General features: G+C 64.1%; 14 protein-coding genes and 1 pseudogene. 7 read left to right on the top strand and 8 right to left on the bottom strand.

Going from position 1 to position 19,711, the window contains the following annotated elements:
* Window positions 1-70: 70 nt before the first annotated feature.
* From C7W88_RS09630 to C7W88_RS09640, 3 genes and pseudogenes are all read left to right on the top strand, one after another.
* Window positions 71-936: pseudogene (locus C7W88_RS09630) on the top strand (arginyltransferase).
* Window positions 905-3,136, top strand: a complete 2,232-nt coding sequence (locus tag C7W88_RS09635; protein WP_118074691.1) for an autotransporter assembly complex family protein — start codon at window positions 905-907, stop codon at window positions 3,134-3,136. Before C7W88_RS09630 ends, C7W88_RS09635 begins: the two are co-directional and overlap by 32 nt.
* Entirely contained in the window at window positions 3,136-7,341 is a 4,206-nt protein-coding gene (locus C7W88_RS09640; RefSeq protein ID WP_118073368.1) for a translocation/assembly module TamB domain-containing protein, read from the top strand. The genes C7W88_RS09635 and C7W88_RS09640 overlap by 1 nt, the downstream gene beginning before the upstream one ends.
* Before the next feature lie 66 nt (window positions 7,342-7,407).
* Here C7W88_RS09640 and C7W88_RS09645 read toward each other — a convergent pair whose 3' ends face one another.
* Entirely contained in the window at window positions 7,408-8,832 is a 1,425-nt protein-coding gene (locus C7W88_RS09645; protein ID WP_118073369.1) for an aldehyde dehydrogenase family protein, read from the bottom strand.
* A 122-nt stretch (window positions 8,833-8,954) separates the two neighbouring features.
* The gene (locus tag C7W88_RS09650) at window positions 8,955-9,101 is read right to left on the bottom strand and encodes a lmo0937 family membrane protein (protein ID WP_118073370.1); all 147 of its coding nucleotides are present in this window, start codon (window positions 9,099-9,101) and stop codon (window positions 8,955-8,957) included.
* A gap of 235 nt (window positions 9,102-9,336) precedes the next feature.
* On the opposite strand from C7W88_RS09650, the gene C7W88_RS09655 reads away from it, so the two are divergent.
* Window positions 9,337-11,547, top strand: a complete 2,211-nt coding sequence (locus tag C7W88_RS09655; RefSeq protein ID WP_240344523.1) for a bifunctional diguanylate cyclase/phosphodiesterase — start codon at window positions 9,337-9,339, stop codon at window positions 11,545-11,547.
* Here C7W88_RS09655 and C7W88_RS09660 read toward each other — a convergent pair whose 3' ends face one another.
* From C7W88_RS09660 to C7W88_RS09685, 6 genes are all read right to left on the bottom strand, one after another.
* Complete coding sequence (locus C7W88_RS09660) at window positions 11,548-12,240, bottom strand: tetratricopeptide repeat protein (protein WP_118073372.1); 693 nt, start codon at window positions 12,238-12,240, stop codon at window positions 11,548-11,550.
* Window positions 12,241-12,336: 96 nt separating this feature from the next.
* Window positions 12,337-12,831 (bottom strand): CHAP domain-containing protein, encoded by a 495-nt coding sequence (locus tag C7W88_RS09665; protein ID WP_370073114.1) that lies wholly within the window; start codon window positions 12,829-12,831, stop codon window positions 12,337-12,339.
* 207 nt (window positions 12,832-13,038) lie between these two features.
* Window positions 13,039-14,448 (bottom strand): type I glutamate--ammonia ligase, encoded by a 1,410-nt coding sequence (gene glnA / locus C7W88_RS09670; RefSeq protein WP_118073373.1) that lies wholly within the window; start codon window positions 14,446-14,448, stop codon window positions 13,039-13,041.
* A gap of 155 nt (window positions 14,449-14,603) precedes the next feature.
* Window positions 14,604-14,942 carry a P-II family nitrogen regulator gene (locus C7W88_RS09675; protein WP_039334174.1) on the bottom strand — a complete coding sequence of 113 codons (339 nt, stop codon included), beginning with the start codon at window positions 14,940-14,942 and terminating at the stop codon, window positions 14,604-14,606.
* A 272-nt stretch (window positions 14,943-15,214) separates the two neighbouring features.
* Window positions 15,215-16,045, bottom strand: coding sequence for a type I methionyl aminopeptidase (gene map, locus C7W88_RS09680; protein ID WP_205525156.1), 831 nt, complete (start codon window positions 16,043-16,045; stop codon window positions 15,215-15,217).
* A 54-nt stretch (window positions 16,046-16,099) separates the two neighbouring features.
* On the bottom strand, window positions 16,100-16,897 hold the full coding sequence (locus tag C7W88_RS09685) for a DUF3298 and DUF4163 domain-containing protein (RefSeq protein ID WP_118073375.1): 798 nt from the start codon (window positions 16,895-16,897) through the stop codon (window positions 16,100-16,102).
* A 53-nt stretch (window positions 16,898-16,950) separates the two neighbouring features.
* On the opposite strand from C7W88_RS09685, the gene C7W88_RS09690 reads away from it, so the two are divergent.
* The 3 genes from C7W88_RS09690 (at window position 16,951) to argC (ending at window position 19,696) form a co-directional block, all read left to right on the top strand.
* Window positions 16,951-18,333 (top strand): M17 family metallopeptidase, encoded by a 1,383-nt coding sequence (locus C7W88_RS09690; protein ID WP_118074693.1) that lies wholly within the window; start codon window positions 16,951-16,953, stop codon window positions 18,331-18,333.
* Window positions 18,334-18,416: 83 nt separating this feature from the next.
* Complete coding sequence (locus C7W88_RS09695; RefSeq protein ID WP_240344524.1) at window positions 18,417-18,770, top strand: SH3 domain-containing protein; 354 nt, start codon at window positions 18,417-18,419, stop codon at window positions 18,768-18,770.
* Entirely contained in the window at window positions 18,767-19,696 is a 930-nt protein-coding gene (argC, locus tag C7W88_RS09700; protein WP_118073376.1) for an N-acetyl-gamma-glutamyl-phosphate reductase, read from the top strand. The genes C7W88_RS09695 and argC overlap by 4 nt, the downstream gene beginning before the upstream one ends.
* Window positions 19,697-19,711 lie beyond the last annotated feature (15 nt).

Raw genomic sequence — 19,711 nt, forward strand, 5'->3', positions numbered from 1 at the left:
ATTTGCCCGGCTGAGGCATGTTTGTTGCTGACACGCCGGATAGTCCGGCCTCAGGAGCATCAGCCCCGCCGTGACCGCGCCCGTCCGTTTCCCGCGCTTTTTCGTAACCAGCCCCGCGCCGTGTCCGTACCTGCCGGGGCGAAGCGAACGGAAGGTGTTCACCGAGCTAAAAGGTCCCAATGCGGATGAATTGAACGATGCGCTGGGCCGCATCGGCTTCCGTCGCAGCCAGACCGTTGCCTACCGTCCCAGCTGCGTCGAATGCACCGCGTGCATCTCGGTGCGGGTGGTGGCCGGTTCGTTCACCGCCTCGTCAACGCAGAAGCGGATCTGGAAGCGCAACCGCGATCTTGTCGTAAGTGTGTGCAAACCTTGGTCAACTCCGGAACAGTTCGAGCTGTTGCAGCGTTATCTCGCCGTGCGTCACCCGGGCGGGGGATGGCAGCCATGGACGAGATGGACTTCGCGGACATGGTGGAACACACCCCGGTCAAGAGTTACGTGATCGAATACAGGGAGCCGACCACCGACGGTTCGCAGGGCAGACTGGTAGGGGCCTGTCTGACCGACGAGCAGGGCGATGGCCTCTCGATGATTTACAGTTTCTACGATCCACAACACGAGACGCGGTCCGGGCTTGGCACTTTCATCATCCTCGACCATATCCAGCGAGCAGGCCAGGTCGGCCTGCCGTATGTCTATCTCGGCTACTGGGTCGAAGGATCGGAGCGCATGCAATACAAGGTGCGCTTCCGCCCGATGGAGAAACTGGGCCGCGATGGCTGGGAACGGTTCGAACCTGCTGAACAGGCCAGCGCCATCGAGCGCGCCGTCGCTGCACGGCAGGGGGCCGATGCCGAGCTTGCCCGAAGCGGCATCGAAGGCAGCCTCAAGGATGGGGTTCATGGCGCGCAGGAGCGCTACGCCCACACCTGACCTTTCGCTGGCGCGCATCCTGGCGGCGGTCCTGCTGCTGGCCCTGCCGGTGCAGGGTTTTGCCCAATCGCGCGATGCGGATCAGGAGCTTGAGGCGCTGATCCCCGATTCCGCGCTCGACAATGCGGATGCCTGGGCGCTTGATACCGAAGCCGCGCGCACGGGTGCGCCGCCTGCGACCGTGATCGAGCAGATCGAGACCGATACCGCCATGCCGGACCTTCCCGGCATGACCATTCCGTGGCCGGACGGGAGTGAAATTCCCGATATTCAGCCTCTCACGCCCGATCCCGATATCGACGTGGCCGAGCAGTCCACCGATGCGGCGGTCGACGCCCTGCCGGGGCAGGAAGAGGGTGACGCGCCCGCCAGCGTCCGGCTGGCCGATGCCGATGTATCGCGCGTGGGTAAGCAGGTGGAGGTCGCGTTCCCGCGCGGCACGGACGCCATTGCCGATGCAGGCGACATCGTCGACCGGTTTGCCGGCTTGTCGAGCCTCAAATCCTTCGACGACGACGAGGACAACCTTGCCCAGATCGTCCGGCGCGCCCGGACCGATCGCGAGACGCTGGCCGAGGTCATGCGCGTCTACGGCTATTACGATGCGCAGATTTACCAGACACTCGGGGGACTTGGTGATCGCGCCGAGGGCGAAGCTGCAGGGCCGATCGATGTCGAAAAGGTGATCGTGCGCTTCGACGTGCAACCGGGGCCACAATACAAGGTCGGCCAGATTGCGCTGGGTGAGCTTTCGTCGACAGGTCCCGATTACGAGGCCCTGCGCGGGGCATTCAAGATCCAGCCCGGCGACGCGATCAACGGCGACAGGATCGTGGCCGAACGCCTCTCGTTGCAGACGGCGCTCGGCGAGACAGGCTATGCCTTCGCCAAGCTGGGTGACCCTGACCTGCTGATCGACCATGAACGGCGCGAGGGCGATCTGACGGTGCCTGTGACGCCGGGCGGGGTCTATCAGTTCGGCAAGATCAACTCCTCGCGCGATCGCTTCCTGAGTGCCAAGCATCTGCAGCGGATCGCGCGCTTCGATCCGGGTGAACGCTTCAAACGGTCGGAAGTCGACGATCTTCGGCAGGCGATTCTGGCGACCGGGCTGGTTTCCTCGCTGACGGTCGAGGCTCGTGAGGTGGCAAAGCCTGACGGACAGACGCCAGGAACGGTTGACGTCGATGTAACGCTCACCCCTGCGCCTTTGAGGACCATTGCCGGGCTGATCGGTTATTCGAGCGGGGAGGGCTTCCGTGTCGAGGCCAGCTGGGAGCACCGCAACTTCTTCCCGCCCGAAGGCATGGTGCGCGTACGCGGGGTTGCAGGCACGCAGGAGCAGCTTGCCGGCCTGACCTTCCGCCGCAACAATTTCCTGACGCGCGATCTCGTGCTCAATGCCGATCTCTATGCGCGCAACCAGACGAGCAGCGCTTTCGAGGCGCGGACGGTTTCGTTTACCGCCGGGCTTGAGCGGCAGCAGACGCTGCTGTTCCAGAAGCCGTGGGTGTTCTCGGCAGGCCTCGAGATCCTTGCCACGGGAGAACGCGATGCTGCGGCGATCCTCGCCCGCCAGGCGCGCAAGACCTATTTCATCGGCGCATTGCCGATGCGGGCAGCCTATGACGGCAGTGACGACCTGCTCGATCCGACGCGTGGTTTCCGCGTGGGCCTGCGCGTCTCTCCGGAAATCTCGGTGCAGAATGGCGTGAAGTCGAGCTACGGCAAGGCGCAGCTCGATGCCAGCTATTACCAACCGGTGGGCGAGAAGCTGGTGGTGGCAGGGCGCGTGCGGTTCGGCACGATCCTTGGAACCGAGATCACCAACATCGCGCCGTCGCGCCGGTTTTATGCCGGCGGCGGTGGGTCGGTGCGAGGTTATGGCTTCCAGCTCATCGGCCCGCGCGACACGGCGGGCGAACCGAGCGGAGGCCGCGCCTTGAGCGAATTCTCGCTTGAAGCGCGCGTGAAAACCGGACTGCTGGGCGGCGCGGTAAGCCTGGTGCCGTTTGTTGATGCCGGTGCAGTGGACACGACGACGACGCCGCGCTTGCGGGACATCAAGGTGGGCGCGGGTATCGGCCTGCGCTATGAAACAAACTTCGGCCCGATCCGCATCGATCTGGGAACGCCGCTCAATCCGTCGAAGGGCGACAGCCGCATCGGCGTCTATGTCGCGTTGGGTCAGGCGTTCTGATGGCGGACGATGTGCCTCTGCCAGACCAGCCTGCAGCCGAGCCGGCAAAGCCGGTACGGTCACGCCGGTCGCGTTTCGTGCGTGGCGCGGCACGGCGGCTGGCAATCCTGTTCGTGGCGGGCATCGCGCTGGTGCTGGCTGCTTTGGTCATTCTCGATTCCTCGCTCGGCCACCGGCTGCTGGCCGACCGCATAGCTGCCATCACGCCCGGTTCGGGTCTCAGGATCGAGATCGGGCGGATCGACGGGTCGATCTATGGTGCGGCAAAGTTGCGCGACATCAGGGTGAGCGATCCGGAAGGCGTTTTCCTGACCGTGCCCGAGGCTGAACTGGACTGGCGACCGCTTGCCTGGCTGAAGACCGGGCTCGACGTGCGGTTGCTTGCCTTGCATCGCGGCGTGCTGCGCCGGGCGCCCCGGCTGCGGCCCAGCGAAGATCCTGACGCGCCGATTCTCCCGAACTTCGACATCCGTGTTGATAGACTGGTCATTGACAACCTCACGGTATCTCCGGCCATGGCAGGGCAGAAGCGCCGCGTCGATGTGGTTGCCAAGGCGGATATCCGCGGGGGCCACGCCATCGTCGACGTCAACGGCACGGTCGCGGGCGATCGCGTGGTGTTCAGGCTCGACAGCGAGCCTGATCGCAACAATTTCGATCTCCAGCTTGCCTACGACGCGCCACGCGACGGCATGATGGCCAAGATGCTGGGCGCGGATAGCGACATTCGTGCGCGTGTTGGCGGCAAGGGCGGTTGGACGCGCTGGGACGGCGTGGCTTACGCGACCATTGGCGAGGAACGGTTGGCCGCGTTTCAACTCGCAAATCGCGCTGGTGCCTACAGCCTTGGTGGCCAGGTCTGGCCGGGCGAGATGCTCAAGGGCACGGCGGGGCAAGCGGTCGGGCAGACGCTCTCGCTGCTGTATGACGGAACCTTTGCCGACAAGACCTTTAACGGCACGCTGCGCGCCGCAGGTGATGCCTTCAAGGTCCGGGCCGAGGGCAAGCTTGATCTTGCGAACAACGAGGCTGAAGATCTGAAGGTCAGGGCATTGGTGCTCAGGCCCGAACGGCTGGTTTCTGCCCCGCAGCTTGCTGGGGTGGCGATCGACGCAACGCTTGATGGTGCGTTCTCCGATCTTGCCATCGAACATCAAGTGGCGGTGCAGCGGCTGCGGCTCGGCACTCTCGATGCGCAGGGCCTGCGCTCGTCCGGCACGGCGACATGGGACGGCAAGCGGTTTGTACTGCCGTTGAATGTCAGCGCGCAGCGGGTCGTCACCGGCAATGCCATGATCGATCCGCGCTTCCCCGGCGCGCGCGTCAATGGTGATCTGGTGTTTGCCGGCAATCGCCTGACTTCGGACAATCTTGCGCTGACGATGAAGGGCCTGGCCGCGCGCCTTGCGCTGAGCGGCGACATGGCCCGCGGCGGCTATGCCCTGGCAGGGCCGGTGGTGGCTCGAGGATTCGCGATTCAGAACCTTGGCGCAGTCGACGGCACGGCCAAGATCCTGTTCAAGATCGGCAATGGCGTGCCGTGGACCCTGCAGGCAAACCTCGCCGGGCGCATGACGCGGATCGACAACGCGACATTGCAGACGCTCACCGGTGGTGGCGTGCGCTTCACCGGCGGCCTTGCGCTGGGTGAGCGCATTCCAGTGACGTTCCGCAAGGCTCGGATAAGTTCGGCCAAGCTGCAGATGGCGCTGGATGGCAAGGTGTTGCCGGGCGGCGCGGCATCGCTGGCCGGCAGTGGCCGTCATGCCGATTACGGGGCGTTCACCGTGCAGGCGGCGATGACCAACGAAGGTCCGAACGCCGTGCTGGTGTTCGCGAGCCCGCTTCCCGCTGCTGGTTTGAAAGACGTGCGCGTGGCGCTCTCGCCCATTGCGGACGGGTTCAGTATCGAGACGGCAGGCGATTCCACGCTGGGGCCGTTCACCGGGACACTGGGCCTGTTCATGCCACCTGGGCAGGGCACCCGCATCGACATCCAGCAGTTCCGGGTATGGCAGACGGACGTGACCGGCGGTGTCACGCTTGGCAATGACGGCGTCGCCGGACAGATCGCGCTGGCAGGCGGCGGACTTAATGGTACGGTGCTGCTCAGCCCGCGTGAAGGCGGACAAGGCTTCGATGCCAACGTCATCGCCCGCAATGCGCGGTTCGGCGGGGCGCGGCCCTTGTCCATCGGTAACGCCAAGATCGACGCAACCGGCCTGATCAAGGATGGGCATTCGACCATCGAGGGCACGCTGCTTGCCGAAGGTATCGGCATGGGCAAGGTCTTCATCGGCAAACTTGCCGCTTCGGCCTATCTGCAGGACGGGAGTGGTTCGGTAACCGCTTCGGTCTCGGGCCGGAGAGGTACGCAGTTCGCGCTGCAAGGCACAGCTGCCTTCTCGCCCGACCAGATCGTGACCTATGTTTCGGGCGAATACGCCGGGCGCCAAGTCAGCATGCCGCGCCGTGCGATCCTGACGCGTGAGGGTGACGGCTGGCGTCTTTCCCCTACCCAGATCGGCTTCGGGCGCGGTATCCTGATTGCCGAAGGCCACGTTCTGGGCGGGCCGACGCAATTGCGTCTTCTGCTTTCGCGCATGCCGCTTTCAGTGGCGGACATCGTCGTGGCCGATCTTGGCCTTGGCGGTGTCGCTTCCGGCATCGTTGAATACAACAATGACGGGCAAGGCGCGCCTTCGGGCAGTGCTGCGCTGATGGTGCGGGGCCTGTCGCGCTCGGGGCTGGTCCTCACCTCGCGTCCCGTCGATCTGGCGCTTGTCGCCAAGCTCGATCCGGAAACCTTGCAGATGCGAACCGTGATCCGCGAGGGCAATGACATTCGCGGTCGCCTGCAGGCCGTGGTCAATGGTTTGCCGCGCGGCGGCGGTTTCATGGACCGGCTCGAGAGCGGACGGCTTGCCGGGCAACTGCGCTATTCCGGACCAGCGGAATCGCTCTGGCGCCTGTCGGGCGTGGAGATATTCGATCTTACCGGGCCATTGGGCGTGCGGGCCGATATCTCGGGTTCCATTACCGCGCCGGTACTGCAGGGCGCGGTCGCCTCGAAAGGCTTGCGTGTGCAGAGCACGCTTACCGGCACCGATCTGCGACAGGTGGACCTGGCAGGAACCTTCACCGATTCCCGCCTGCAACTGGCGAGCTTCTCCGGCGTAACAACCAATGGCGGCAGGGTCAGCGGAAGTGGCACGATCGGGCTTGCGGAACTGTCCGAACATGGCCCGACGATCGATCTCAAGCTCTCTGCACGTAACGCGCAACTGATCTCGCGTGATGACATGGCAGCGACCGTCACCGGGCCCTTGCGCATCGTCAGCAATGGCGTGGGCGGAACCATTGCTGGCCGGGTGCGGATCGAAAGTGCGCGCTGGGCACTGGGCCGGGCGAGCGCGGTGCAGGAACTGCCGGTCATCGCCACGCGCCAGATCAATGCCCCTGCCGATGCCGCCCCGGCCAGGGCTGCCGCAGCGCCCTGGCGCTTCCTGATCGACGCATCGGGCGCCAATCGCATCGATGTGCGCGGGCTTGGTCTTGAAAGCGAGTGGGGCGCCGATATTCGCCTGCGCGGCACGACCGCCGCGCCGCAGATCATCGGCACCGCCGATCTGGTGCGAGGTGGCTATGAATTTGCCGGCAAGCGCTTTGAACTGACGCGCGGGCGCATCCGCTTTACCGGTGAAGTCCCGGTAGACCCGCAACTGGATATCGTCGCCGAGGGCGATGCCAACAATATCAACGCCAAGATTTCGATCACCGGCACCGGCAACAAGCCGATCATTGCATTCTCGTCGACGCCCTCGCTGCCGGAAGAGGAACTGCTCAGCCGGATCCTGTTCGGCAGCTCGATCTCGCAGATTTCCGCGCCCGAAGCTGTGCAACTGGCTTCGGCCCTGGCCAGTTTGCGCGGCGGTGGCGGGCTTGACCCGATCAACAAGCTGCGCGCCGCGATTGGCCTCGACCGTCTACGCATAGTCGGCGCCGACCCGACAGTGGGATCGGGGACCAGTATTGCCGTGGGCAAGTACATCGGACGCCGCTTCTTCGTCGAACTCGTGACTGATGGCGCGGGCTACAACGCGACATCTGTCGAATTTCGGATAACCCGCTGGCTTGCCCTGCTGGGTACGGTTTCGACGATTGGCGACGAAAGCCTCAACCTCAAGGTCAGCAAGGACTACTGAAACCCACAAAGCGAAAGGGGCCACTCTTGCGAGCAGCCCCTCCAGTTTTTCGTTTATTGTGGTGGATCAGGCCGGCAAACCGCTGATCGCCTTCATTTCCATGAAGTCCTTCAGGCCGTAGAGGCCACCTTCGCGGCCATTGCCCGACTGCTTGTAGCCGCCGAACGGAGCGCCCGGCGTCGGACCCCAGTTGTTGATCGCGACCATGCCGGCGCGCAGGGCAGGGGCCACTTCCGCCGCCTTGGCCGGGTCACCGGTGATGCAGGCCGAAAGGCCATAGGCGGTGTCATTGGCAATCTCGATGGCCTGTTCGAGATCGTCGTAGGTCATGATCGTGGCAACGGGGCCGAAGATCTCCTCCTGCGCGATGCGCATGTCCGGCGTGACGCCGGAGAACACGGTCGGCTTGATGTAGTAGCCACGGTTGACGTTCGCAGGCAGGTCGGGCCCACCGGTCTCGAGCTTCGCGCCTTCGTCGATGGCGGACTGGATCAGCCCGCGGATCTTGTCGAACTGCGCCTTGTTCACCACCGGGCCAAGGTGCTGGCCTTCCTGCAGCGGATCGCCGACTGGCGTTGCGGAATACATCGCCGAAACGAACGCTGCGGCTTCGGCCTCGCGCTCCTTGGGCACAAGGATGCGGGTCGGCGAGATGCACGACTGGCCGGTGTTGACCAACGGGCCCGAAGCGGTCGACGGGAGATACTTGGCAAAATCGGCGTCGGGCAGGACGAGGTTGGGCGACTTGCCACCAAGCTCCTGATGCACGCGCTTGACCGTGTCGGCGGCTGCCTTGGCGACGAGAATGCCGGCGCGGGTGGAACCCGTGAAGCTGACCATGTCGATACCGGGGTGCGAACTGATTGCCGTGCCTACGCCCGGCCCATCGCCCTGAATGAGGTTGAAGACGCCGGGCGGAACGCCTGCCGCGTCAAGGATCTCGGCAAAGATGGCCGCATTGGTGGGGCACTCTTCGGAAGGCTTCAGAATCATCGTGTTGCCTGCCGCCAGCGCAGGTGCAACCTTCAGCGCGATCTGATTGAGCGGCCAGTTCCACGGGGTAATCATGCCGACAACGCCGATCGGCTCGTAAGCGACCTTGTAGGCGCCGTTGTCTTCCATGAAGTTGAAGTTCTTGAGCGCAGCCATCGTGCCCAGAAATCCGCCGATTCCCGCGCCGACCTGTGCCGTGCCGGCGAAGCTGACCGGAGCGCCCATTTCCTCGGCCATTGCAACGGCAAGCTCGGGTGCGCGCTTCTTGAACTCGGCGACAATGCGATCCATCAGGGCAAGGCGCTCTTCACGCGTGGTCTTGCTGAAAGTCTTGAACGCACGCTGTGCAGCGGCCACTGCCTTGTCGACATCGGCCTGCGTCCCGAGCGTGATTGCGCAAATCGGCTCTTCGGTTGCCGGGTTGATAACTTCGTGGCGCGTGCCACCTTCGCTGTCGACCCATTTGCCATCGATGTAGTGCTGCAGCCTCTCGCGCATCGCCGTCTCTCCCGAAGTGAGCGGGCCGAACCGATCGTCCGGCCCTTTGCCTTCGGAAAAGTAGGTGCGTGCGTTGCATTCCGCAACCGGTCAGGCCTGCCGGATCATGTCATATTGCCGCGTCAAATCCTGCGCCCGCGAAAGAGGTGGACCAGCCCGATCAGGATGGCGATGACCAGGACGACATGAATGAAGGCTGCGGTAACCTTGAAGGCGAACACGCCAAGCGCCCAAAGGACAAAGAGAATCAAGGCAAGGGTGAGAAGCATGTGACGATCTCCGCTGCGTTCCTCCCGCCCGCGCCCGCCTGATATCCCAACCCGCCAATTCGCGCCGGGTTCCGAATAGCGCTTCCGATGGCGTCTACGAGAACGAACTTCCGGATTGATAACGATTTCTTCGGAAGCGGCCTCTAGAGAAGGTCGGATGGGGACGGGACCTACCCTCAGTCGCGCCGCGCCGCGGCATCGCCACACCGGGGCACGCGGCGCCGTATGGATCGTCGTGGGCACCTTTCTCGCGCTTGTCGCGCTGACAACCGCGCTGGTTGCGGCTTTCGTCAATTCGACCAACATTGCCGATGTTTTCACCCGTCAGGAAGAGCAGCGGCTGGTCCATCGCTTTATCGAGCGGAGCGAGCGCCAGATCATGGAAGCCGATCGGCTTCAGATCATGTGGGACGAGGCCGTTGTAAAGCTCAACTCGCCCGACGCCGAGGCTTGGGCGCGCAACTACCTGGCGGGCTACTTCTGGGGCAGCCATCGCATCGACCGGATTTACCATGTCAGGTTCGACGGCACGCTGGTGCGCTGCTGGAAGGCCGGCAAGATCACGCAAGACTGCCGCTACCAACAGATCGGGTCAAAGGTTGCAGGCTTGATCGGACAATCCCTGAAGGACGATCCGGGATCAGAGAAAGTTGGCGAATGGCGGCAGTTGGGCGATGTACGCTGGCCGTACACTGACAAGGGCCTGCCGATCGGCCGCGCCGCAGCTTCGATGGACAATTTTGACAAGCAGCCCGCACTTATAGCGGCGGCCTCGATAGTGCCGGACGTGACGGCCTCGTTGCTCAAGGGTCCCCCGGATTACATTGTCCTAGTGCGCCAGGTCGATGCGCGCATGATTGCCGATCTCCAGTCAGCGCTGTTGCTCGACGATGTCCGGTTCGACCAGACGCCGGATGAGGACGCCAAGCGTAACTCGCTCGAGGTCACGAACCTGGAGGGCGAGCGCATCGGATGGTTTTCGTGGATCGCAAAGCCCCCGGGTCCGGCGATCCTGCGCCAGACGGCTCCGCTGCTTGCAGTCTATATCCTGTTCTTCATGGGTGTCGTGGCCGGCGGCGCGATCATCGTGCGCCGGATGCGGCGGACGACCAGCGAACTCATTGCCAGTGAAGCGCAGGCGCAGCACAACGCCTTGCACGATGCGATGTCGGGACTGCCGAATCGCGCCCATTTCATGCAGCGGCTGCGACAGGAACTGTCGGCCTGTATCGAGCGGCCGGAACTGGGCGACGTTTTCATCGCCTATCTGGATATCGACCGCTTCAAGGTCGTGAATGATACGCTTGGCCACCATGTCGGCGATGAGCTGGTGCGGCAGGTGGCCCTGCGCTTGCGCCGTTCGCTTCCACCGGGCGATTTCCTGTCCCGCTTCGGGGGCGACGAATTCGTGTTGTTGCGGCGCTCCACGGGCGGGCGCGCCGCAGCTGACATGCTCGGGCGGCAATTGATGGCGCTGGCCCTCGAACCGTTCGTGATTTCGGGCAACAATCTCGAAGTCAGCCTGTCTTGCGGGATAAGCTGGGGGCCGGAGCAGAGCGAGGATCCCGGCGAGCTGCTGCGGCGTGCCGACATCGCGCTCTATCGGGCAAAGCAGCGGGGCCGGGCGCGCTACCGCAGGTTCACGCGCGACATGGATGCTTCGGTCAAGCTGCGGCGCGACATGGAGATGGAACTGCGTCGCGCGATCAATCGCGATGAACTGGCGCTGGCCTATCAACCGATCGTGAACGCCACGGATGGTGCAGTGGAGGGCTTCGAAGCGCTGCTGCGCTGGTCGCATCCCGAGCGCGGACCGATCCGTCCGGGACTGTTCGTGCCGATTGCCGAGCAGGCGGGTCTGATGATGCCGCTGGGGCAATGGGTCCTGCGCCGGGTCTTCGAGGATTGCCGCGACTGGCCGGATTGCGACATCTCGGTGAACTTGTCTCCGCTGCAGATCATGGCGAGCGATTTCCTGCCGGAGATCGACCGACTGGTCCGCGAAACCGGGGCCGATCCGCGTCGGTTCGTGCTCGAAGTCACCGAAGGGGTCATGCTGGATCGCAGCGAGCATGTGGTCGACGTGCTTAAAGGGTTGAAGTATCGCGGTTTCCGCATCGCCCTCGATGACTTCGGGATCGGCTACTCGTCGCTCAGTTACCTCCGCTCGTTCCAGTTTGACCGGATCAAGATCGATCGTTCGTTCGTGCAGAACATCGAAGCCGATCTTGATGCGCACTCGATCCTGCGCGCGATCGTTTCTCTGGGGCACACCTTGCGCATGAAAGTCGTGGCCGAAGGCGTCGAAACGCCGATGCAGCGCGCGCTGGTTCAGGCTGCCGGCTGCCAGATGATCCAGGGCCACCTGTTCTGGCAGGCCATGCCGCTGGAGGAAGCGCGCGCCCTGCTGGAGCCAGCAGCAATGGAAAACCGCCGTACTGCCTGATCAGGTATTGGGCTCGCCGCGCATCTGCTTGATGTACTTGAGCTCGTTGGCTGCCGCCGGGCTGTCGGGCTGGTAGGTCAGAGACTCGTTGAACAGCCTTTCGGCATCGTCGAGCTGGCCCATCTCGATCTTGTTGAAGCCCATGCCACGCAGTGCCCGCGCCTTGTATAGCGCGCGCTGGCCCTCCGGTGCGGTGTCGGCTGACTTCAGCGCTTCTTCGAACAGTCCGAACGAACGCTGCCAATCGCGTTGCGCCTTGAACCATTCCGCCAGTTCGTTGGTGTAGTGCGCGTTGAGCGGGGCTCGGTCATGCGCCAGTTGCAGCCACGGCAGCGCTTCGCGACCACGGCCAAGATCGATCAGCGCATAGCCCTTGTAGAAGTATCCGTCGCACCATGCCGGGCCGACGATCGTCAGCTCCATCGTCACTTCGGCATCGTTCTTCTTCGCCAGCGCTTCGGCCTGCTCGTGCGATTCTGCACAGGCGAGTGCGCGCTTTGCCTGGCGGACGTTGAACGCAGCAATCAGCTGGTCGGCCTTGTCGATCGCCACCGCGGGCTTGCCGGCGATGATGTCGTTGAAAATCGCCGCGGAAAGCTCCTCTACCTGCGCGTCGGTCATCGGATCGGCAGCTGCTGCTGGCGTCGCGATGAGGCAAAGTGCCGAGGCGATAATGGTATGGCGGAACGGCATGGGCAGCTCTCCTTTCAGGGAAGAGTGCAGGCCCGCCGCGTGACTTGCAAATGCAATTGCCGCCTTGTCGGTGGCAAAGGTGCGGCTAGTGCGGCTTCAGCCCTTGGCCGAAGTGGCGCCCGAAGCGTCCGCCGTCATGGTGCGGGGATAGATGAAGCCGTGGGCCGGGCTGGCACGCAGGCCGACCGACTTGGTCGGCGCGTACCACACGCGCACTTCGCTCCAGTCACCTGCGGCGGAAACGTCAACCGCCATCACGCCCTTTTCGACCATGCCCGGGCCCGACCAGTTGGCGTGGTCGATCAGGATGTGGCGATCGTCAACCACCTTGCGGACGACGGCGACGTGGCCATAGGGCATCGCGCGCGTACCGTTGAAGGCGAGGACGGCGCCTGCCTTCGGCTGCTGGCCGCGTTCGTAGGTGCCTGCGGCGTTGTTCCACCAGTCACGGGCGTTGCCGCTGATCTGGACGTCCGAAATCTGGCGGGCGTAGGTCACGCACTGAAGGCGGGCCTGGGCAGCGGTCGGCAGGGCGACGACTGCGAAGAATGCCAGGAATGCTGCGACCGCGTTCTTTATCATGGGCAGCATCACTAAGGATTTCGGGGGATTCGAGGAGTCTTGGCGCCCTCCGTTCATCCTGCGGCAATCACAGCTCGTCTCGCTTCGTCGCAAAACCTCCGGCGCCTGTGGATAAAATCACAATCTCGGGCGTTTCCCGCTGCAGGCGGCCATCAAAACCAAAAGGGCGCCCGGTTTCCCGGACGCCCCTTTTCGGCTTCTCGCTGATCCGAAAAATCAGAGCGAGTAGTACATGTCGAATTCGACGGCCGACGGCGTGGTTTCCCAGCGCATCACTTCCGGCCACTTCAGTTCGATGTAGGCTTCGATCTGGTCCTTGGTGAACACGCCACCCTGAAGCAGGAAGTCGTGGTCGGCTTCGAGGCTTTCCAGCGCTTCACGCAAGCTGCCGCAAACGGTCGGAACCTGGGCGAGTTCTGCCGGCGGCAGGTCGTACAGGTTCTTGTCCATGGCTTCGCCCGGGTGGATCTTGTTCTTGATCCCGTCGAGGCCAGCCATCAGCAGCGACGCATAGCACAGGTAGGGGTTGGCCATCGCGTCGGGGAAGCGGAACTCGACGCGCTTCGCCTTGGCGCCAGCGCCATAGGGGATGCGGCACGAGGCCGAACGGTTGCGGGCCGAGTAGGCCAGCAGCACGGGGGCTTCATAGCCCGGCACCAGGCGCTTGTAGCTGTTGGTGGTCGGGTTGGTGAAGGCGTTCAGCGCCTTGGCGTGCTTGATCACGCCGCCGATGAAGTACAGGCACATTTCCGACAGGCCGGCATAGCCGTTGCCTGCGAACAGCGGCTTGCCGCCGTCCCAGATCGAAATGTGGGTGTGCATGCCCGAACCGTTGTCGGTCTTGATTGGCTTCGGCATGAACGTGGCGGTCTTGCCATAGGCATGGGCAACCTGCTGCACGACGTACTTGTAGACCTGCATGCGGTCAGCCGTCTGCACCAGCGTGCCGAAGGTCAGGCCGAGTTCGTGCTGCGCCGAGGCCACTTCGTGGTGGTGCTTGTCGCAGGGCAGGCCCATTTCGATCATCGTGCGGACCATCTCGCCGCGGATGTCGACGCAGCTGTCGACCGGAGCGACCGGGAAGTAGCCGCCCTTGGCGCGCGGACGGTGGCCGAGGTTGCCGCCTTCGTAGTCCTTGGCCGAGTTGGTCGGCAGTTCGATGTCGTCGATCTTGAAGCCGTTGCCGTCGTAGCCGTCATAGAACTTGACGTCGTCGAACAGGAAGAACTCGGCTTCCGGGCCGACATAGACGGTGTCGCCGAAACCGGCCGACTTGACGAAGGCTTCTGCGCGCTTGGCGGTCGAACGCGGGTCGCGGGCGTAGAGTTCGCCGGTCGACGGTTCAACGATGTCGCAGCAGATGATCAGCATCGGCGAGGCCGAGAACGGATCGACATAGACCGAGTCGAGGTCGGGCTTGAGGATCATGTCCGATTCGTTGATGGCCTTCCAGCCTTCGATCGACGAACCGTCGAACATCAGGCCGTCTTCCAGTTCGTCTTCGCCGAGAACGGTCGAGACCATGGTCAGGTGCTGCCACTTGCCCTTCGGGTCAGTGAAGCGCAGGTCGACCCATTCGATTTCCTCGTCCTTGATGCGGGCGAGGATGTCCTTTGCAGTTGCCATCGCTGGTCCTTCTTCTTCATTGCCTCCGGTGGAGAGCTCCGGAGGGTATCTGGGGTGGTTGTCGTCTGGAGGCTTGCCCGTCCACAGGCCCACCCCCGCTATGCTGCCCGGCGGGTCAGGCCCGTCGCGGCATCAAACTTGTTCTGGTGTTGTAATCAGATAGCGTCGTCGTTGCGCTCACCGGTGCGGATGCGCAGGGCGCTCTCGATCGGGATCACGAAGATCTTGCCATCGCCGATGCGGCCGGTCTGCGCTGCGGCGGCGATCGCTTCGACCACGCGGTCAACCAGTGCGTCGCCCACGACGACCTCGAGCTTCACCTTGGGCAGGAAATCGACGACGTATTCGGCACCGCGATAGAGTTCGGTATGGCCCTTCTGGCGGCCAAAGCCCTTGGCTTCGGTCACCGTGATGCCCGATACGCCGATTTCGTGCAGCGCTTCCTTCACTTCATCGAGCTTGAAGGGCTTGATGATCGCTTCGACCTTTTTCACGTCGTTCAGACCCCTGCAACGCGGGCCGAAGCGCCAAGGGCGGCGTTTCGGCAATTTATCCCGTGTGTGGCAACGACGTTACAAGAATCGTGCCACGCGCTGAGGGCAAGCACTAGGCCATCGCGCTGCAACGCGAAAGCCGTAAAATCAGGGGCTCGGCAAGATTTGAATCGAATGCGCAAGGCTTCCATGCGCAAGATTGCGTGAGCTTGTTCAAATCATGCACAAATTTTGCGCATGCGCTGCCTTATTTTTAGGCAGACCTGATATGATCACGCTGCGTAGGGCGGCTTGTCCAGAGCCTTCGGACTTGCGGTGAAGATCTCGCAACCATCCTCGGTGATGCCGATCGAATGTTCGAACTGCGCCGAGAGCGAGCGGTCGCGCGTGACGGCCGTCCAGCCATCGTCGAGGATCTTCACACCGGGTTTGCCGAGGTTGATCATCGGTTCGATCGTGAAGAACATGCCCGGCTTGAGTTCCGGCCCGGTTCCGGCGCGCGCGGCGTGGACCACTTCGGGCGCATCGTGGAACAGGCGGCCCAGACCATGGCCGCAAAACTCGCGCACCACGCCATAGCGCTGCTTTTCGGCATGGGCCTGGATCGCCGCGCCAATGTCGCCGAGCCGCGCACCCGGCTTGGCCTGCTCGATCCCGATCATCAGGCACTCATAAGTCACGTCGACCAGGCGCTTTGCCTTCAACGGCACGTCGCCGACGAGGTACATTCTGCTCGTGTCGCCGTGCCAGCCATCGAGCAGCGGAGTGACGTCGATGTTGACGATGTCCCCGTCCTTGAGCGTCTTTTCCGAAGGAATGCCGTGGCAGACGACGTGGTTGATCGAAATGCAGCACGAATGGGTATAGCCGCGATAGCCCAGCGTTGCCGGGACGGCGCCGCCATCCAGAGTCATCTGCCGGACCACGTCGTCAAGATGGTCGGTCCGCACGCCGGGCACGACCAGCGGGGCCAGTGCATCGAGGATCTCGGCGGCGAGGCGGCCAGCCTTGCGCATCCCTTCGAAGCCCGCAGGCCCATGAAGCTTGATCGTGCCGTCGCGCAGCAGGACGTCGTGGTCTTCAACAGTCAGATATTCGGTCATGCCACCCATGTAGCGACAATGCCGGCAAATTGCGAGGTGCTCGCAGAGGCCATTTCATCCCGCGACGAAGGCGGCCTTGAATTCGGGCCGAACCGCATCAAGCACCTTCTGCGTCACCGGCAACGTGACCTCGTAATCCCCTTCGGCATAGGGACCTGCCGCGTAGGGCGCGATCAGAATGCCGATGCGGTTGAACGCCTTGCCGTTGGACGAGCCGAGGATCACCGCCTGTTCGGTCGGATCAATGCACTCGTCGAACTCGGGCAAGCCCCCATCCTGTCCCCCGCGCTTCTTCGCACGCTGGCGATCAAGGTCCTTGCAGAACGGCTCGCGCAGGGCAGCGGCCAGCGCTGCCTTGGAAGTGAACAGCTCCACCGCCGCTCGCGGCTTGGCTGCAATCCGGTCCCACAGCAGTGCTTCGAACACATAGTTCGGGTGCGCTCCGCCTGAATCGAAGCCCACCAGGGTCGACATGCTCAGCCACGCCGGCAGGTCCGTCACCACTTCCCACTTCACGCTGTGGCTGTAGGGGCGGAACGGGAAGCCGCCTTCGGTCGCCGCCTTGCGCCCCTCCTGCGCCTCGGCCTTCAGTCGCGTGCGCGCTTCGTCGAGTTTGCCGTCCAGCAAGGCCTTCAGGGCCGGGACCGCCCCCGCGCTCGCCGGATAGGAGTAGTCGAACACATAGAGGTCGTTCTCCTCGTGCACCTCGCGCGCGGTAACTGGCGTCTGTGCATGCGGCTGCGGCGGCATCGGCGCGGCGACGGCCGCCTCAGTGCTCGGCGCCGGGGCAGGGGCTTTCTCTGCCGAACAGGCGGCCAGCAGCGCCAGCGGGGTCAGCAACAGCACTCGCATCAGGCAAATTCCTCTCGCAACGCGCCGCGCCATGCGGCATGACCTTGGCCAAGATGACCGACAGACAAGCACTGATCCAGCCCGATCGCGGCCAACAGGCAACGGCGCTCCACCTCGTCGACAAGGCTACCCTTGCCGACTTCCTCAAGGGGCTTAACGCAGGCCAGCGCGCGGCCCTTTCCGCGCAGAAGTTCGAAGGCGGCGGCTACGAACACGCTATCGTCCCCGATGGCGATAGCTGGTTCGCCGTGGCGGGCGTTGCCAATGTCAATGACCTGTCGTCGTGGTGCATGGCCAAGCTTGCCGACGTGCTCCCCGGCGGCACCTATCGCCGCGCAGGCGGGGAGCCCGGGAAGGCGCTTCACGGCTGGATCACCGGCCAGTACCGCTTCGACCGCTACCGCAAGGACGCCAAGGACGCCGAACCGCGCATCCTGCTGACTAAGGACGTGGCGCTGATCGAACCTGCGATCGCTGAGGCAACTGCCGTCCTCATGGTCCGCGATCTCGTCAATACCCCCGCCGAGGACATGGGGCCGCTTCAGCTTGAAGCCGAGGCGCGCGCGCTCGCCAAGTGTCATCACGCGGAGGTTCACGTCGTCTCGGGCGATGCGCTCGAGCATGACTACCCGATGGTCCACGCCGTCGGCCGTGCCGCCGCGCGCAGCCACGCCCCGCGCCTGATCGAGATGACGTGGGGCGATGCAAAGCACCCGCGCGTTGCGATCGTGGGGAAAGGCGTGTGCTTCGATTCGGGCGGGCTCGATATCAAGCCTTCCTCGGGGATGGCGCTGATGAAGAAGGACATGGGCGGGGCGGCGCATGCGCTGGCGCTGGCCGGTCTGATCATGACGATGGGCTTGAAGGTCCGGCTGCACGTGCTTGTTCCTGCGGTTGAAAACGCGATCTCCGGCAACGCGTTCCGGCCGGGCGACATCCTCCGGTCGCGTGCCGGGCTCTCGGTCGAGATCACCAACACCGACGCCGAGGGGCGGCTGGTACTGGGCGACGCGCTGACCCGCGCGACGGAAATGAAGCCGGAACTCGTCATAGACTTCGCCACATTGACCGGCGCGGCACGCGTTGCGCTGGGGCCGGACCTCCCGGCGATGTTCGCGCGGCAATCTCCAACTGCCACCCAACTCCTCGAGGCAGGACGGCAACTCGACGACCCCTGCTGGCAACTCCCCCTGCACGAAGGCTACCGCGAGTACCTCAAGTCCGACGTCGCCGACCTGCAGAATTCGCCGGCCAACGGATTTGCCGGCGCCAGTGTTGCCGCGCTGTTTCTTGACCGGTTTGTCGGCGAGGGGATCGACTGGGTGCACTTCGATACTTTCGCCTGGCGCCCTGTTGGAAAGCCCGGCCGACCCAAGGGTGGCGATGCCCTGGGCCTGCGTGCGGCGTGGGGCCTGCTCAAGGCACGCTACGGCTGAGGGGCGGACAAGTGCACCATAGCTTGCCTGATGACGCGGGCGCCGCTAATCGCCCGGCTTTCCTGCTGCGGGGACACCGTGAATTGACCGTCGAAGCCATGCCTCTTTCCACCGAACTGCCCACCGGCCAGCTCCAGCTTTCGCGAGCGGCTGATCGTTCGGACAAGCCGCACCTGCCCGTGCGCGGCGATCTTGCGCATATCGGTCTCGCCGGAAAATACTTCGTGCCGCACTATGCGGTGCCGATGGCGCATGGCGTGAAGGCCGAAACGGTGCTTCGCGCGGCGGGCAAGCAGGATGCGGCGGAACTGCGCGCGCTGGCGGCCGGCGAAGTGTTCGACGTTCTCGACATGGCAGGCGGCTGGGCCTGGGGGCAGGCCCGATCCGATCTGCTCGTCGGCTATGTCGAGATGAGCCAGTTGGAGGCTTCCGCATGACCACGTCAGTCTTCATCGACGGGGCCGCCGGCACCACTGGCCTCGAAATCGCCGAGCGGCTTGCGGGCCGCAGCGAATTCACCCTGATTGCGCTCGATGATGCGCGCCGCAAGGACGATGCCGCGCGCGCCGAGGCGATCAATGATGCCGACGTGGTGATCCTGTGCCTGCCCGATGACGCTGCGCGCGATGCCGTGGCGATGATCCGCAATGATCGCACCAAGGTGATCGACGCTTCGACCGCACACCGCGTGGCCGAGGGCTGGACCTACGGTTTTCCCGAGATCGTCGGGCGCGAGACGGTTGCGGAAGCCAAGCGCGTGTCGAACCCTGGCTGCTATCCGACCGGCTTCATCGGCCTGCTGGCGCCGCTCGTCCACAATGGCCTCCTGCCCGCCGCATGGCCCTACAGCTGCAACGCGGTCACGGGTTACTCCGGCGGCGGCAAGGCGCTGATCGGCCGGTTCGAGCAGGACACCGACATCGCCTGGCGCGGCTATGGACTGACCTTCGGCCACAAGCACATCCCCGAAATGCAGCGCTACACCGGCACGGCCATCGCCCCGCTGTTCAGCCCGGCCGTGGTCAATGCCCATCGCGGCATGGTCGTCGAAATCCCGCTGCCTCTTGGCGTCATGCCCGGCAACGTCCCGGCAGAGCTTCTGCGCGCTGCCCTGACGCAGTTCTATGATGGCTCGGCGGTTGTTACCGTGGCGCAGGAGCTTCCTGCCGACGGCGAAATGCTGCTGCGCGCCGCAATGGAGCCGTGGGACGGACTTGCGCTTCACGTCATGGGCAGCGCCGACGGCGAACAGGCCCGCTTGGTTGCCGTACTGGACAACTTGGGCAAGGGCGCCAGTGGCGCGGCAGTGCAATCGCTGAACCTGATGGCCGGCCTCGACGAAACCGCAGGCCTGCGCCTCTAATTCCATTAGCGCCGA

Origin of the sequence: Novosphingobium sp. THN1, from assembly GCF_003454795.1 — a bacterium.
Lineage (GTDB): Bacteria > Pseudomonadota > Alphaproteobacteria > Sphingomonadales > Sphingomonadaceae > Novosphingobium.

Coding starts and splice junctions, on each gene's coding strand:
- C7W88_RS09640 (WP_118073368.1), top strand. CDS start 3,136: ATGGCGGACGATGTGCCTCTGCCAGACCAGCCTGCAGCCGAGCCGGCA.
- C7W88_RS09690 (WP_118074693.1), top strand. CDS start 16,951: ATGACCGACAGACAAGCACTGATCCAGCCCGATCGCGGCCAACAGGCA.
- C7W88_RS09685 (WP_118073375.1), bottom strand. CDS start 16,897: ATGCGAGTGCTGTTGCTGACCCCGCTGGCGCTGCTGGCCGCCTGTTCG.
- C7W88_RS09665 (WP_370073114.1), bottom strand. CDS start 12,831: ATGCTGCCCATGATAAAGAACGCGGTCGCAGCATTCCTGGCATTCTTC.
- glnA (WP_118073373.1), bottom strand. CDS start 14,448: ATGGCAACTGCAAAGGACATCCTCGCCCGCATCAAGGACGAGGAAATC.
- argC (WP_118073376.1), top strand. CDS start 18,767: ATGACCACGTCAGTCTTCATCGACGGGGCCGCCGGCACCACTGGCCTC.
- C7W88_RS09650 (WP_118073370.1), bottom strand. CDS start 9,101: ATGCTTCTCACCCTTGCCTTGATTCTCTTTGTCCTTTGGGCGCTTGGC.
- C7W88_RS09635 (WP_118074691.1), top strand. CDS start 905: ATGGCGCGCAGGAGCGCTACGCCCACACCTGACCTTTCGCTGGCGCGC.
- C7W88_RS09645 (WP_118073369.1), bottom strand. CDS start 8,832: ATGCGCGAGAGGCTGCAGCACTACATCGATGGCAAATGGGTCGACAGC.
- map (WP_205525156.1), bottom strand. CDS start 16,045: ATGACCGAATATCTGACTGTTGAAGACCACGACGTCCTGCTGCGCGAC.
- C7W88_RS09660 (WP_118073372.1), bottom strand. CDS start 12,240: ATGCCGTTCCGCCATACCATTATCGCCTCGGCACTTTGCCTCATCGCG.